Origin of the sequence: Microbacterium sp. nov. GSS16, from assembly GCF_028198145.1 — a bacterium.
Lineage (GTDB): Bacteria > Actinomycetota > Actinomycetes > Actinomycetales > Microbacteriaceae > Microbacterium.
Window position 1 is genome coordinate 655,680 of the sequence record NZ_CP116338.1, and the last position, 15,258, is coordinate 670,937.

General features: G+C 66.4%; 13 protein-coding genes and 1 riboswitch. Of the genes, 6 read left to right on the forward strand and 7 right to left on the reverse strand.

What is annotated here, in order from left to right; translation table 11 throughout:
* Positions 1 to 108: 108 nt before the first annotated feature.
* The 4 genes from PGB26_RS03030 to PGB26_RS03045 all read right to left on the reverse strand — a co-directional run bounded on the left by PGB26_RS03030 (position 109) and on the right by PGB26_RS03045 (position 2,095).
* Positions 109 to 480 carry a hypothetical protein gene (locus PGB26_RS03030; RefSeq protein ID WP_271638825.1) on the reverse strand — a complete coding sequence of 124 codons (372 nt, stop codon included), beginning with the start codon at positions 478 to 480 and terminating at the stop codon, positions 109 to 111.
* A 55-nt stretch (positions 481 to 535) separates the two neighbouring features.
* On the reverse strand, positions 536 to 1,189 hold the full coding sequence (locus PGB26_RS03035) for an NAD(P)H-hydrate epimerase (protein WP_271638826.1): 654 nt from the start codon (positions 1,187 to 1,189) through the stop codon (positions 536 to 538).
* A 4-nt stretch (positions 1,190 to 1,193) separates the two neighbouring features.
* On the reverse strand, positions 1,194 to 1,319 hold the full coding sequence (locus PGB26_RS03040) for a hypothetical protein (protein WP_271638827.1): 126 nt from the start codon (positions 1,317 to 1,319) through the stop codon (positions 1,194 to 1,196).
* A 119-nt stretch (positions 1,320 to 1,438) separates the two neighbouring features.
* Positions 1,439 to 2,095, reverse strand: a complete 657-nt coding sequence (locus PGB26_RS03045; RefSeq protein WP_271638828.1) for a hypothetical protein — start codon at positions 2,093 to 2,095, stop codon at positions 1,439 to 1,441.
* 128 nt (positions 2,096 to 2,223) lie between these two features.
* Between PGB26_RS03045 and PGB26_RS03050 the strand changes: the two genes are divergently transcribed.
* From PGB26_RS03050 to PGB26_RS03075, 6 genes are all read left to right on the forward strand, one after another.
* Positions 2,224 to 3,441, forward strand: a complete 1,218-nt coding sequence (locus tag PGB26_RS03050) for a DUF6361 family protein (RefSeq protein WP_271638829.1) — start codon at positions 2,224 to 2,226, stop codon at positions 3,439 to 3,441.
* On the forward strand, positions 3,434 to 5,209 hold the full coding sequence (locus tag PGB26_RS03055) for a phospholipase D family protein (RefSeq protein WP_271638830.1): 1,776 nt from the start codon (positions 3,434 to 3,436) through the stop codon (positions 5,207 to 5,209). The genes PGB26_RS03050 and PGB26_RS03055 overlap by 8 nt, the downstream gene beginning before the upstream one ends.
* Positions 5,209 to 8,370: a helicase-related protein gene (locus PGB26_RS03060; RefSeq protein WP_271638831.1), complete on the forward strand. Its 3,162-nt coding sequence runs from the start codon at positions 5,209 to 5,211 to the stop codon at positions 8,368 to 8,370. The genes PGB26_RS03055 and PGB26_RS03060 overlap by 1 nt, the downstream gene beginning before the upstream one ends.
* Entirely contained in the window at positions 8,367 to 9,044 is a 678-nt protein-coding gene (locus tag PGB26_RS03065; protein ID WP_271638832.1) for a hypothetical protein, read from the forward strand. Before PGB26_RS03060 ends, PGB26_RS03065 begins: the two co-directional genes overlap by 4 nt.
* A gap of 14 nt (positions 9,045 to 9,058) precedes the next feature.
* On the forward strand, positions 9,059 to 10,378 hold the full coding sequence (locus PGB26_RS03070) for a hypothetical protein (protein WP_271638833.1): 1,320 nt from the start codon (positions 9,059 to 9,061) through the stop codon (positions 10,376 to 10,378).
* A 436-nt stretch (positions 10,379 to 10,814) separates the two neighbouring features.
* Positions 10,815 to 10,931, forward strand: a riboswitch (SAM riboswitch).
* A 54-nt stretch (positions 10,932 to 10,985) separates the two neighbouring features.
* Positions 10,986 to 12,137, forward strand: a complete 1,152-nt coding sequence (locus PGB26_RS03075) for a hypothetical protein (RefSeq protein WP_271638834.1) — start codon at positions 10,986 to 10,988, stop codon at positions 12,135 to 12,137.
* A 50-nt stretch (positions 12,138 to 12,187) separates the two neighbouring features.
* On the opposite strand, the gene PGB26_RS03080 is transcribed toward PGB26_RS03075, so the two are convergent.
* The 3 genes from PGB26_RS03080 to PGB26_RS03090 all read right to left on the reverse strand — a co-directional run bounded on the left by PGB26_RS03080 (position 12,188) and on the right by PGB26_RS03090 (position 15,201).
* Positions 12,188 to 12,862, reverse strand: a complete 675-nt coding sequence (locus PGB26_RS03080) for a hypothetical protein (RefSeq protein WP_271638835.1) — start codon at positions 12,860 to 12,862, stop codon at positions 12,188 to 12,190.
* A gap of 9 nt (positions 12,863 to 12,871) precedes the next feature.
* A complete protein-coding gene (locus tag PGB26_RS03085) occupies positions 12,872 to 13,243 on the reverse strand; it encodes a hypothetical protein (RefSeq protein WP_271638836.1) in 372 nt (123 codons plus the stop codon).
* A gap of 149 nt (positions 13,244 to 13,392) precedes the next feature.
* Positions 13,393 to 15,201, reverse strand: a complete 1,809-nt coding sequence (locus tag PGB26_RS03090) for a nuclease-related domain-containing DEAD/DEAH box helicase (protein WP_333909433.1) — start codon at positions 15,199 to 15,201, stop codon at positions 13,393 to 13,395.
* Positions 15,202 to 15,258 lie beyond the last annotated feature (57 nt).

Here is a 15,258-nt window from a genome sequence, read left to right on the forward strand (position 1 = left end):
ACCGCCGGACGAGCCCCGCACGCCGCGCGAACGAGCCGAGCAGATCCGCCGCACTTTCGGCATCTCAGAACCAGCCACCGTGCAGAGACTGGCCCGGTGAAGAAGTGGTCAGCGCGCCTGATACTCGGCGCGAAGCGCCTCGCGGTTCGGACGGGCGCCCTGCGCCAGGCGGGCGAACAGCCAAGCCGGGTCGATCTGCAGGAAGTAGCGGAAGAGGATCGTCACCGACTTCTGCGTCACCCGCCGGTCGTCGATGAGCAGCTGCACGCCGTGATCGACCGACCACACCGCGGCGGTCGCCCCGTCGACCTTCACGACCCACGACCATCCGGGCGCTCGCACATCCGGCGACACCTGCTCGATGACGGCGCTGAGACGCATGCCCCGCCGCACGCGCACCACCGCAGCATGCGAAACGACATCGTCGCCCGCAGCGACACTCTCACGATCGACATGCACCTCGACAGATGAACCGAACACGACCTCGAGCCTAGTTCGGGGCGGGCGCGCGCCATCGGGTCAGTGGGACCCTCGGCTAACCGGCCCGCCTCTCAGCCACGGTGGCCTGGCCCACCGCGTCGTTCGGGTCGAGCCTCAGCCCGATGTCAACCAGCACGATGCGCCCGCGCAGCCGCGGGCCTTCGCCACGGGTGAGACCGGCCTTGACCGCACCGAACGTCACCGTCGTCGTCGCGGCGAGCACGACCTGGTCGGCCGCGCCGGTGTCGGCGTCGAGTCCGCTGGGCAGGTCGACGGCGATGACGACGGCGGATGCCGACAGCAGCGCGGTCACCGCGTCGCGGGCTTGCCCGCGCAGGGCGCCGCGCGCGCCGATGCCCAGGATGCCGTCGACGATGACGTCGTAGACAGAAGGGTCGAGATCGGCGAGACGGATGCTGCGCGCGCCGGCATCCGTCGCCACCTGCAGCGCCTCTTCGTGAACGCGATCGGAGATTCGCAGGATGTCGACCGGAACCCCGCGTGCGGCGACGTCGGCAGCGGCAAACAGCGCGTCGCCGCCGTTGTCACCGGGACCTGCCAGCACCAGCATCCGCTCGGGTTGGTGCTCGGCGATCACCTCGGCGAGCGCAGTGGCCGCCCGGCGCATGAGCGGCACACCGGCGGCGAGCAGCGGCGCCTCCGCAGCCCGCACCTGCGCGGCGGTGAAGGCGGGGACGTCAAAGCTCATGCTCTTACGATGCCGTACCGTCGGCCTCGGACTCCAGGTCTCGGAGCCGGCGGAGCTTCGCCCAGGGGTAGAAGGCGATCCACATGACCGACGCGATCGCACCGCCCATGATCATCGATGCGATATCCATGACCGCGACTGTACGCGGGACCGGGCGGTGGGGATCCCCCACGAGGGGGACATCCCGACGGCGCTCCTCAGGTATGCGCTCTGTCAGTCACGAACTTTGCACTGATGCTGATGTGACTTTCAGCAGTACTCGCAGATCCCACTGGCGGGCAGCTGCATCCCGCACCCAGGTGTGTCGCATCGGGACTGCTCGCTCTCCTCCCGCTGTCGCGAGCGTGACCCGCCACCGTCGCGGATCTTGTTGTAGGGCAAGGCGAAGTGCGTGACGTGACCGTCGTCGTGGCGCTCGCTGATGTAGCCGACGTGGATCCAGCCGGTGGGCCGCGACCCGCCACGAGGGATCATCGCGATGTAACTGCGCGACCGTGGGATGTAGAACTCCACGAAATCGCGGCGCATGACGAACTCGCGTGCCATCGGGATGTTTTCCACCGGAAGTCGGAACTCGTTGAGTGCGGCCTCGAAGGTGTCGTACGACAGCCGACCCCCGCGGGATTCGAGCCCATCGATGGTGTACCCGAGCTGACTGAGCCGGCCAGCGGCGCCGTTCTTGCCGCCGTTGAACTCCTCCGACGTCAATGCCGTTCCATGCTGGTTGCCGTACGCGACCCCGAAGATCGCCTTCGAGTCGTAAAAGCCGCCCTCGGCGATGAGGAAGTACTCCGTCGCGGGGCCGAACCCGTACTTGTGCAGAAACGCATCACGCCCGAGCCGGTCGAATTCGGCGAGCGCGGCGTCGACGGCGGAGCGTTCGGTGAGAGCAGCGTACGAGACCATGACTCGGATGCTATCGGCGAGGGCTGACATCGTCCGAGCTCCGCCGATTCCCCGCTGTGCCAGAGTGGCAGGGTGTGCGCATCGTCGCATCCACACAACGGAATGCATGGGAGGGACCGGGACAGCTCATGACGTCGCTCATCGCATGGCTGGACGCGTCCAGCGAGGAACAGCGGCGGATGCGCGAGATCATCCGCCTCTTCTCGGACCGCGAGAGCCGCGACGAACTGGGGCTCGGGCAGATCCGCGACGCGCTCAGCGACGGCCTCTTTCCCGGCACGTCGACCCTGCACACCCGCGCCCGTTACGCCCTGTTCGTCCCGTGGACCTACATGATCGCCGCCCGCCACCATAGCCCGGAGGCCGAGGCGGATCGCCTGCAGCGCAAGCTCATCGGCGCCCTTCGCGACAGCGACGATCACAGCGGTCTGCTCGGGTTGCAGGCCGGAGTCGGGCTGAAGACCCTTCCCTCGTCGATCTATTGGTCGATGCTGCGTCGCTTCGAGATCCTTGTCGATCCCGACATGGCCCCCAGCGGTGCCCTCGCGTTCGACGGAACTCCCCTACCGGCTGATCTGCTCGATGGCCCATCCGAGGCCTCTGCGCGGGCGTGGTCGCCGACGATCCCCGCGCCACCGGCCGGGTTCCCAGCCGCGGTGCACGGAGGCTTCGCGCTCACAGCTGATGAGGCGGGCTGGTTGCGTGATCGCATTCTCGACGCCGTGCCCGGCACTCTTCTCGCGCACCTGATGGTGCACGCACCGGATGCCGGCAGCGATGCACCGTGGACGGACTCAGCAGCGCTCGCGGCGAGCGGCGACGCGAAGGATCTGTTGGATCACGCCCGCCGCTTCTCCGCCGTGATCCACGGTGCGCAACTGCTCTACAACACGATGCTGGCCGAGCAGTACGAGTCGGCGGGCTTCGACCGGCTCCCGCCGAGCGCCGAGGCGTATCGGGATCGGTTCGCGCGGTGGGCGCAGACCGTGGGCGGGGCCGCCGGTCTGGCCGACTGGGATGTCGACGCGCTCCTCGCCCGGGTCAGTGCGATCCGAGGGCGCCCACCGCACCCCCGCACAACGCAGTTCACGCGTGAGTGGACCGAGACCGTCCGTTCCGCCCGCGATGGACTGTCCGTGGACGACCCGAGCGCACGCGCGATCATCCATCGGCGAGAGCGGCAGACGAAGGGTGCGCAGGCACGACTGCACAACCTCCGCCGACTGCAGACCTGGGGCGGCGCGTCGGCCGCCCGTGCCCTCACCTTCCGCTGGCCGAACGTGCACCGCCTGGCCCGCGACATCCACGACGGACTGAGCCGCGAGCAGGAGACGCATCATGCTTGAACCGCAGGGCCGCGCCGCGCTTACCGAGCAGCTCACCCCGCCCGTCGGGTACCAGCTCTCGCACGCGGTGGGCACAACGTTCACCCTCGATCTGCTCACGGCGCTCAGCATCCCGCTGTCTTTCGCCTCCCGTCGGCTCAGCAGCGCGGACGATCGACTCGGCGTTCTCGACGCCGTGCGCCGCAGCGCTGATCGTGTCGACGTCTTCGCGCAGGCCGGCGAGGTCGGCATGGGCAAGCCATCGGACCTCGTCGCCCTGCTCGAACCGATGATCCATCCGGTGGCTGTTCGCCGAGGTCTGTTCCATCCGAAGGTGTGGTTCCTCGAGTACCGGTCCGGCGACCGTCTCTCGTACCGCTTCCTTTGCGCGAGCCGGAACCTCACCGAGGATCGCAGCTGGGACACCCTCGTCCGCCTCGACGGCGCCGCAGGCGAAGACGCCGAGCCGACGAATGCTCCGCTCGTGTCGCTGCTGCGCACCCTTCCCAGGCTGAGCGTGGTCCCTCTTCCCGACGAGCGTCGCACGCGCATCGAACGCCTCGCGGCACGCCTCCAAAACGTGACCTGGGAGCATCCGAGCGATGTGCGCAGCGTCGATTTCCACGTCTTCGGGATGCCAGATTCGGTGCAGCCCGACGTCTCCGGCATCCGAAGTCTGATCATCTCGCCGTTCGTCTCGGAAGACGCCCTGCAGACCTTGCGCCGCGGCGTGCGCGGGCCGACCCATCTCATCTCGCGCGCCGCGACACTCGACCGCCTGCCGGCCGAGTGTGACGACGACCGCCTGCGCACTTACGTGCTCGACGACGCAGCCGTGATCCCTGACGACAGCGATGACGACGCGGCGAGCGGCACGGGCGCTGACCGACTCACGGGCCTGCATGCGAAGGTCATCGTCACCGACCGGGCCGCTGGCGCGCAGGTGCTCATCGGTTCGGCGAATGCGACGGGGGCCGCGTTATCGCACAACGTCGAGGTGATGGTCCGCATGACCGGCGCCACCCCGCGGCTCGGCGTCGACGCGACGCTCGCCGCCCTCGGTGACCTCACGGCCGAATACGCCCCCGACTGGGGTGCCAGCGAACTCGCCGATGAGGCCGCACAACGCCGCCTCGAAGCGCTCGTGCGAGGTCTCGCGCAGGTGCGGTTCACCGCGCGGGTGGCATTCGCCGACCCATGGTCGCTCACGGTGTGGGCGGCGGATGCCGAAGACACGCTCACACGACTCTCCGAGGCGGAAGTGTCGTTGCGGTGGCATCTGCTGACACGCACCGACCTCGGGCAGCCGTTGCTGTCGCTGACTGAGGCACAGGCGACGCCGCTCACCGGCATCCCGCTCACCGACATCACGCCCTTCCTCGTGCTCGTGGCTCGTGATGCGGCGGGAAACGAGCGGCGCACCGTGGTGCTCGCCGAGCTGCTCGACGATGTGCCCGATCGCAAAGACGCGATCGTCGCGCGGCAGCTCACCGACCAAGCGACCTTCCTGCGGCTCCTGGCATTACTGCTCGATCTCGGCGGTGACGCCGTCTTCGGCGGTGTCGGCAGCGGTGGCGCGTTCGGTGCGGGGTCGGACGGCCCAGTCAGCGGTCTGTTCGAAGCGCTCGTCCGCTCGATCGGCGCCGACGGCGACGGCCTGGTCGAAGCCCGGCGGATCATTGACTTCATCCGCCGGCACGAAGAGACTGATCAGCTGCTTCCGCCCGAGTTCGAGGAGCTCTGGGCCAACGTCTGGTCGGCGCACGACGCAGTAACGAGGAGGCGCTGATGGCCGAGGTGGATGCGGCGCGGGTCATGGCCGGTCTGAAGCAGTTCCAGCGCGACACGGTGGATCACGTCTTCGATCGCCTGTACGGCGAAACCGACGGCCGCGGCGAGCGCGACGACCGCTCGCGCCGCTTCCTCGTCGCGGATGAGACCGGCCTCGGAAAGAGCATCGTGGCGCGGGGACTCATCGCCCGCACGATCGAGCATCTCGAGACCGTCGACCACATCGACCGGATCGACATCGTCTACATCTGCAGCAACATCGACCTCGCCGCCCAGAACCTGCGTCGCCTGAACGTCACGGACAACGAGCACATCGGCATGACGACCCGGCTGACCATGCTGGCGAAGGAGAGCAGGCGCCTCAACGAACCGACGACCGGATCGGACAAGAAGGTGAACCTCGTCTCCTTCACCCCGGGGACGTCGTTCAGCGAAGGTGGCTGGCGCATCGGGTCGGCGCCGGAACGCGCGATGCTCACCGTCATCCTCGACGAGCTGGTAAACCATTGGTCGTCGGATCGACGGGTGACCCGCATGATGCTGCAGGGAAGGGTGCGAACACGAAACAGCTTCACGCACACCATCGAGCGCCTGCGGTCCGAGCTGAAGGGTCCCGCCGATCCGGTCATCGTCGATGCGTTCCGGAAACGGATCGAGCGCACCGGACTTCTCGAACGCTTCCTAACCCTGCGCGAGTCGTTGCGCGGACGTCGCGAGATCCCCCGAGAGCAGGATGCCGAGGTGCAGCAGCTCACCGCCGATTTGCGGCAGGCGCTTGCTCAGGCGGGCGTCAGCACGCTGCAACCCGACCTGATCATCCTTGATGAATTCCAGCGCTTCCGTCAGCTGCTCGACCCCACATCGGGCGACGCGGCCGAGCTCGCCCACGCGCTCTTCGACGACGCCGATGCCCGGGTGCTGCTGCTGTCGGCGACGCCGTACAAGCCGTTCACGAACGCCTCCGAGCCCGGCGAGGACCATCAGGAGGACTTCCTCGCGACGGTGCGCTTCCTCGCCAGCGGAGATGCGACCGTCATGCGGGGCATCACCGAGGCGTTCTCGCGCCACAGGCGCGCCCTGTCGCTCGGTGAGGATGCGCGCAACACGGCCCGCCGCATCCGCGAGCTGCTGCTGCCGCTGATGAGTCGCTGCGAGCGCCCGCCGATCGGCGAGCGCGAGGACCTCGTGCGGGTGCGGCCGCTAGGCACCCGGCACCCGTCGGTCGACGACCTCACAGCCTGGTCGGCGTTGAGGGATCTCGGCGACACAGTCGGAGCGCCAATCGACGTGGAGTACTGGAAGTCGGTGCCGTACTTCGCCAGCTTCATGGACGGGTACAAGCCGGCCGCGCGGTTGCGTCAGCGCCTCGATGCGGACGATCACGAGACCGCACAGAAGCTCTCGCGCACGCAGTCGCTGCCCGTCGACGCGCTCGAGAGCTTCGAGCGCGTCGACTACGGCAACGGCAATCTGCGCGCCCTCGCGGCCGAGACGGTGGAGGCCGGGTGGTGGAAGCTGCTCTGGATGCCGCCGACGATGCCGTACACGGCACCCGGGCCGATCTTCGCACCGCTCTCTGACGGTTCAGTGACGAAGCAAGTGCTTTTCTCGGCGTGGACCGCCGCTCCGACGGCGGTCGCGTCGCTGCTCAGCCATGAGGCCGAGCGGCGTGCGGCGGGAGATCGCGATCTGCTACGTCGGAACACGCCGGAAGGGCGCAAGGCCGTGGTCGCGCGTCTGCAGTACCGCCTGCAGGAGGGGCGCCCAGCTGCGATGTCGACGCTTGCGCTGTTCTGGCCGCATTCCGCGCTGGCCGGTGTCGACGATGAGCTGGCCGTCGCGCGCCGATCAGCGGGTGCCGCGACGGCCGTCGACGTCCTCGACGCCTTCGCGGTGGATGCCGACGGCGGGGAGGGCGACCGCGGGGATGCCGCCGAGCAGGCCTGGCAGGCGTACTTCTCCGCACCCGGCTCGGCGCCTGAGGGCGTGACCGTCGACGAGTTGAGCACGGTGATGGTGCGCGACGAGGAGGAGTTGTCGGCGGGCTTTCGCGAGCACGTGATGCTCGCGCTGCAGCCGGCCGACCCGGTGCACCACGCGGACGTCGCGCGGTTGGCGGCGTTCGCACCGGGCAACGTCGCGCTGCGTGCATTGCGCTCGGTCGCGGCGCCGGATGCCGGTGAGCCCGCGCTCTGGCGTGCGGCGCTGGTCATGGCGGAGGGTCTGCGCACGCTGTTCAACCGCACCGAGTCGATCGCCCTGCTCGAGACGCTCTACCGCGACAGCCGCCCGTATTGGCAGCACGTGCTGAGCTATTGTGCCGACGGCAACCTGCGCGCCGTCCTCGACGAGTATCTTTTCCAGCTTCTCAGCGAGAGGGGAAAGGATGCCCTCGACGAGGAGAAGCTGTTGGAGGTCGCCCAGCAAGCTGCGGATGCGATGTCGCTGCGGCCCGCGCGCTACATCGCGCGCGACAACTCCCCGGAACGTCGGGAGATCTCGCTGAACGCCCGATTCGCGGTGCGATACGGCGGCAAGCAGGAGACGACCGCAAACGAGCAGGTGGGCATCCGTCAGGGTGAGGTGCGCGCGGCGTTCAACAGTCCGTTCGCTCCGTTCGTGCTCGCGTCGACGAGTGTCGGGCAGGAGGGGATCGACTTCCACTGGTGGAGCCACTCGGTCGTGCATTGGAACCTACCGTCGAACCCGGTCGACTTCGAGCAGCGCGAGGGACGAGTGAACCGGTTCGCCGGTCACGCTGTGCGGAAGAACGTCGCCGAGACGCACTGGCACGACGTGCTGCAGTCGACGGATGTGCGCGCCTGGCGCGCGGCATTCGCCGCCGCCGAGGCAACGGCGACCGACCTGGGCGAGTTCGCCCCGTGGTGGATGTACCCCGGGTCGGCGAGGATCCATCGGGTGGTGAGCTGGTATCCGCTCAGCCGCGATAGCGAGCGCTACGAGCGGCTGCGGTCGGCCCTCGCTCTGTACCGGCTGACGCTCGGCCAGCCGCGGCAAGAGGATTTGGTCGATATGCTCGCGCGGCGCGGGGCGGATGCTGATGAGCTGCCGACTATCGATCTGCGGGCGCCGGGGCCGGAGGCGAAATCGCGTCGTGACGGCACGGCGTCGCGTGCTTCTGGAATATTGAAGTCATGACCTCCGCGCCCGCTCCCTCCGCATCGACCCCTGATCGTCGCCGCAGGGCGCCGCTCCGGGCGAAGCTTCTGCTCTTCGTCGTCGTCCTCCTCCTCGTCGTAGTGGCGGCCGCTGTCGGTCTGACCGTGGGAAAGACGCTGGGCGCGAGTGAGACCCGATCGACGCAGGTGATCCGCTCGATCAAGGGTGAGGAGCAGGTCATCCTCGTCACGACCGGCGTGACCGACGTCAGGGAAGAGCGCGGTGAAGGCCTGCAGCTCGGCATCGGCGACCTCAAGCTGTTCACGCTGCCGGGCTCGGAGCGCTCGTTGCTGGTCCGATACGAATACGACGCGAAGTTCGGCATTGAGGGCAAGGACGTCAAGATCACGCGCACCGGCGACGATTCCTACCGCGTCGACATCCCGGAGTTCATCTACCTCGGATTCGACAATCCCAAACTCAGTGTGGCGAATGAGAAGAACGGCGCGTTCAGCTGGACGACGCCGCAGATCGACCAGGGGAAGGTCGTCGAGAAGGCCCTCTCCGACCAAGCCGTCACCGAGCACCTTGAGGGCGCCCAGCCACTGCTCGAGAAGCAGGCGGAGACCTTCTATACGCGCATCGTCAAAGCAGTCGACCCGTCGGTCACGCTGACATTCACCTTCACCCCTGACCGGCGCGACAACCCCTGACGAAAGCTGACACCATGTCCGATGACCTCTCGAACTTCGAACACGAAGCCACCGATGACCTCACGGTGATGCACGATGGCGAAGGTCTGGTGATCTTCGGCGATGCCGCCGCGGTCGACCATTTCGTCACATCTGCGCAGTTGCCCTCCCGTCAGCTCGATTTAGGGCGGTTGACAGACGCCGCATCGAGTGCTGGTGCCGCACTGCAGGCCGCCTCAACCGTTTCCGCGCAATCGGGACGCTGGATGAAGTTGACTGAGGAGTCATTCCGCGCAGCTCAGCGACTGCCGAAGGTGAAGAACTCGCTGACCGGCCTCGACCACGCGACCTTGCGGGCATCGAACGGCCGATTCGCGAAGAACCTGCAGTTCGTTGGCGATGCCGGCGGCATCGGCAAGGCGGGCGCGCTGCTGACGAATCCTGCGGTTCTCGCCGGCGTGGGGGGCTTGATGGCCCAATATGCGATGCAACAGACCATGGACGAGATCACGGACTATCTCGCGCAGATCGACGCAAAGATCGACGACATCCTCCGTGCTCAGAAGGACGCCGTGCTGGCCGACATGATCGGCATCGAGTTGCTCCTCGACGAAGCCATGGCGGTGCGCGGCCAGGTGGGCCGCGTATCTGAGGTCACATGGTCGAAGGTGCAGGGTTCTGCGGCGACAATCGCGCGCACCCAGGCGTACGCGATACGCCAGCTGGACGCTCTGGCTGAGAAGCTGGAGAAGGAGAAGAACATCGGTGAGCTTGCTGACCTGGCAAAGGCTGCGCCGGCGACAGTCGTGGAGTGGCTCGCTGTGCTGGCTCGATCCTTTCAGCTGCAAGAAGGCCTGGGTGTGCTCGAACTCGATCGCGTACTCGGCGCGGCGCCGAACGAACTGGACGAGCACCGCATCGGCTTGCAGACGGCGCGCGCGCGACGGCGGGAACTCATCGCCGAGACGACGTCGCAACTCGTCATGCGGATGGATCTGGCCGCGAGCCGCGCCAACGCCAAGGTGCTGATGAATCCAATCTCAGCGCGAGTCGTCGTCCTCGCCAGCAACGAGATCGCATCCGGGGTCCACGAATTGCAAACCACTCTCGGCCTCGCGGACGACCGGCAGGCGATCGAGGCGAGGCGGTGGACCACCGCCGCAGCGGAGGCGCGTGATGGCGCCGTCGACGCCGGTCGTGAAGGGCTGCAGGCGGTCGGTCGTTTCGGCAGCGACGCACTGGAGAACGCCCGGATGTCGACCGGTCGGTTCGCCGGCAGAATCGCGAACCGTCTGCAGCGCACCGATACACCTCGCGAGGTGGCGACGTCGCAGCTTGAAGACCCGGAGCAATGACTTACTGACCTCGCACCCATCCTGATCTTGGCGAGGCATGTCTCGGCATGTCCGATCCGCGTAGGCACGTCGAGGCGGCGCGGCTGAACATCCCGCTCTCGCAGCCGACCGGGACGAGCGTGCGCGCGTACACCTGCACCGAACGGGCCTGCTTCAACGACGTCTGGTCGTTCACCTTCCAGAAGCTCGAGTCGCCAGGCTCCCCGTCGACATTGACCCGCCTTGAGGAATCCGGTCCTTGGACGCACCGGGGCGAGTCAAGATTGTGCCAGGGTTGCCGCCGACATGTACCGGGCGCGGCGTGGCGCGCCGCAGCGATTCCTGCGCGAAGCGGTTGGGCGAATCGTGGGCTGACTGCCTCGAACACCGGCATCGGGATGCGGAATCGTCTCCGTCACGACCCCGTGTCCTCGCCTCCTGCTAGAGTCCCTCTCAGGTTCAAGAGTTGCAGCCATCGGTACCTGGCCGGCTGCACGGCAACCCTCCTCCATCGAGCGGGGTGCCCCAGGGGAAGAACCGGTCCGGCGCGACCGCGTGCGGACAAGTCGATGGGTTGATGCCGCTTCGCTCGGCGATGGCGTCGCCCTCCTGCTGAGGGGATAGAGCGATGGATGCTCACAACTACCGTGAAGACCGAACAAGCCTCGAGATCGACAGGCTTCTCCACCACGACTTCGTGATTCCGATCAGCCGTGGGATCACCTCGAAGTTCGTGGAGGAGAACTACCAGGGCTGGACGTGGAACGAACTCATCCGTGTGCTGAATGCGGCTCGAGTCCGAGTTCCGCGGCCGGGCGGGCCGAGCACCTGTCACGGTGACGTCGTCCGTGTGCAGTTCGACAGCGAGCAGTCATGGCGCGTGGAGTGGAAGGACGGCTCAGTCACAGAGGGACCGGAGCCGGCTGGCACTACAGACTCCACGCCGTCCACGAGAATCGAGACCGGGGTCCACGATCTCTCCACGGGCATGGTCGTCGAGCTTCCCGGAACTCCCGAAGCAATCATCGCGGGTACTTCACGCGTCGCGCCGGAGTCCGAACGATGGCCGGCCGACGAGCATCCGATCTTCATCGATGCCGGGTTCGGCAGCGTTCGGCCGTCTTCCCTCATCGTGGATGGACTCGGCCAGCCGCGACGCCTCACGTCCGGAGCGATCGTGCGCGCGGATGCCGACGTCGACGAGTTCGCGCGGGAATGGCGCGACATCCTCGCAGAGAAACCGACGAAGGCCGATCGGTGGGAGTACGCGGTCGACGAGCCGCGACCGGAAGGGGACTCGCGCCGCTCGGGCCCGATTCCGATTACGGACGCGCTCGAGCGCGTGCGCACCACCCCCGGAGCGCAGCTTCAGCGTCGCGCAGTCGGTCGCTGGCGCACGGTTCCCACGCCTTTCCCCTCGGTCGAGAAGACAGGGTGGGCAGATCTCGAATCCGCGAAGCGTGAATGGCACGCGGCGATGAACGAGTTCTCACCGAGTCATCGCGGCAGCATCAGCCGCATGGGCGGCATCGATGCGGTGCCGACGGCGTGGATCGAGTTCGCACGGCGGGCGGCAGCAGTCGGGTTCTCACCGAGCGACTACCGGATGCTGGGAACCGCACACCTGGCGTGGACTGCGCGTCAGACGAAGCCGACGACTATGAGTCCGCGCGAGATTCCGGCGCTCGGATCGATTGAATTCTGGGCGTGCTTCCCGCCACTGCTTGATGAAGGCTTCAGCCCCCTGCAGGCGATCGAACAGATCATCCGCACCCAGTGAGCTCTGGAGGGGCGTCGAATTCCACTCGGCACCCCTCCAGTGTTACGAGGCTAGTGTGCTCGCACCTTGACCGCGCTCACATCGCGCAGCTCGATCTGCGCGGTCCCCTGGTACTGGCTTATTGCACCGGTCGCGCATACTTCAGTACCTGCAGGCAACCGCTCAACGCCGCCTACATCCCACAGAACGATGGTGAAACGCGACGAATCAGGGTAGTCCCGACCGACGTTCAGAAAGACGTCATCATCAGACCCCCGGATGCTCGCCAGAGGCCCGCAGACCTGCCGAACCTCGCCGATGTGGTTGCGGGCCGAACTCCACACGATCGCGTAGTCAGGCAGATCTGCATCGGTCGGTACGGATCCCGTTGCGCAAAGCCCATCCGCGCGCAGCAGATCAGCCGCTGCCGCGCCGACGCGCTGTTCCCAGGTCGCACAAGGCTCCCTCCCGAATTGCTCGATCGATCCTCTGGCCTGAAGGTAACCAGTTATCGCGTCGTATTCAGCGTCACAGTTGCCATTGAGCAGATCCATCTTCTCGTTGATAGTCCCCGACGTCCGGCCGCTCCGAACCTGATTCAGTGCCGCAGAGAGCACCTGGCTGCAATCCGCTCCTTGGCTGACGACGTTGCGCGGTTCGGAGCCGGACTGGGCGTTCCACCACCACACACCACCGACTATGAGCCCAATGACGACGATTGGTTTCCAACTCCACGACTCGGACATGCCGCAGCCTCAGTCCGAGTAGTCGCAGGCGACCGCGTTGTACATCTTGATCGCCGGATCGTCGGTCACGTGAAAGTGCGTCGTCCCTTTGGTGCGCATCGTCAGCGATGTGAGCTGCCCAGAACTCAGCGACGTGTCACCAGTGAGCGCCCTGAGCTCTCCGCCTTCAACCCTCGCTGTTGCGCGCAGCTGGCTTCCTGCGTCGTCGATCAGGATTTCGTACTTGCCTGAATCATTGACGTAAACGCCTAAGCAGTCGTAGGCCCCATCCTTCTGTGGTGCGAATGGCGCCTGCGAATTCCACCACCAGAATCCGGCGACGAATAGAACGCCGATGACTGCGTAAGGCTTCCACGTACCCCAGATCGAACGCTCTCCCATGAGCGTCTCCTCCCTTTAAATGCGAGAGGCCTCATAATGCCGCCGCGCTTCTCTCGCAGAATAGCGCGGTTCGCCACAGCCCGGAGATAGCAGCCAGAGAGCAAAGAAGCGCACGGCGCGCTTCTCACGCTTGCGCGTTGAATGGCCGGTCAGTTGGGCACAACCACGCACCGGTACCGCGCCCGAGTCAGCCCCACGTAGAGTAGGTCGAACCAGTCGAGCCCCTCACTACTCACGAAGGCCAAGCCGTCATCGCCGATATCGGTGAGGATCACGGCCTCGGCATCCAGCCCCTTGTACTTGAAAATCGACCCCCAGCGCACGCGCCCGTGCGGCACCTTCGGAGCAGTCGGTGTCCGGTGCTCAACCACGACAGGTGACACTGTGGCATTCACTCGTCCGACCGGCACGGGCGCGACCTCATCCGTCACGCGCAGCCGCTCACGGAGCCACCGTTCTTCCTTCGAGAAATGCTCTGCCGCAAGCAGCTGACCGACCAGCGAACGACGCGCGCCGAACGGACTGAGAATCACTATGTCGTGCGGCTGATGGTGCTCGAGCAGTTCGCGCAGCGCTTCGGCGAGCGCGTGCGATGGACCAGTTGCGGGCACCTGCTTGATCGCCAGGGGCCCATCGATCGTCGAGGTCACCCGATGCCCGCGGTATCCGAAGCGGCGTGAGAGCAGCTGCTCAGCTGAGCTCGTGAGACCACTGACCTGACGAAGTCCGCGCCGTAGCGCTACGTGCATGAGGTCGGGCACGCGCTCGCGCACAACCGCGTACGGATCCACATGCGCGGCTGCAGGGCGCAGAATCTGCTGCCGTGCATCTCCGGCGAAGGCGAGCTTTGTTCCCTTCGCCGAGCCGGATGTCGCCAATGCGAACAGCAGATCGAGCACCTTCGGGAACCCCGCGATGTCCTGGACCTCATCGACGCAGATCGCGTCGTACGCACCAATCGACGGATTCTTCTCGACCGCAGCGAGCGCAAGCGAAGGAAGTTCTTCCCAGTACCACTCGCGCGAGGCATCCGACGGATTCTGCTCCAGCCCCGCAAGCCTCAGCATAAGCGAATTGAGATCGTCCACCACGATGTCGCAATGGGTGCGCAGCATGTCGCGGAGCTCTTCGGCCATCAACCTGTTCCAGCAAGTCACCAGCGTGCGATGGCCACCGCGCCAGCGCTTGGCCAGCCGGGCGATGAGGTAGCTCTTGCCCGTGCCAGCAGGGCCGTCGAAGTAGATGTGGTCATTGCGCTCGACCATGTCGAGCACGGCGTTCTGCTCTTTGAGCAGGTGCCTCTCATCGTCGAGTCGCTCGAGCTTGCGGTCGGCCAGAGTCCGTCCTCCGGCGAAATCTCCGAGCAGCGCAGCCGCGACCTCTTCGACGTGCTCGGCCGTCATCACGGACGGGTCATGCTCCACTCCGTCATTCTGCGAATACCACGCGTCGTGCTCGTTGAGCAGGTGGGTGATGGTCTTCGCCGGATGCTGCAGATCAGAGCGCCACGCCAGCTCCCACTCGAAGAACTGCATGTCGCCTGGGGTCGCATTGTTGAACTGATGCCGGTCGAGGGATGTGAACCAGACGAGTCGCGCGATCGGCTCGCTCCCGGCGAGTATGCCGCGGCTCTTCAGGTAACCACGGAGGCTCCGGATGCTGCCATCAAGCTGCGCGAACGGACTCTTGCCGGGATTCGGAACACGGTCGAGCCGCCAATCTCCGTCCTTGTACTCGACGTACTCGGGGCTCTTGGCCTCGATCACGACAACCCCCCGGCCGGGGATCAGCACGATGAAGTCGGCTTCTCCCTCGAAGTGGGTCGTGTGCCGACGAATCTCGAGGCTATGCAGCACCACCCAGCCGTCCGCGTCGTGGGCGCCAGCGAACGCGTCGAAGATGCGCTTCTCGGAGACGTTGGCGCCCGTGCGGGGGCGCGGGGGGATCATCCGGGTCATGAGGCTTCCTCGGGCCTATTCTGCTTGTCAGCACCATGGGTGGCAGAACCCAACACC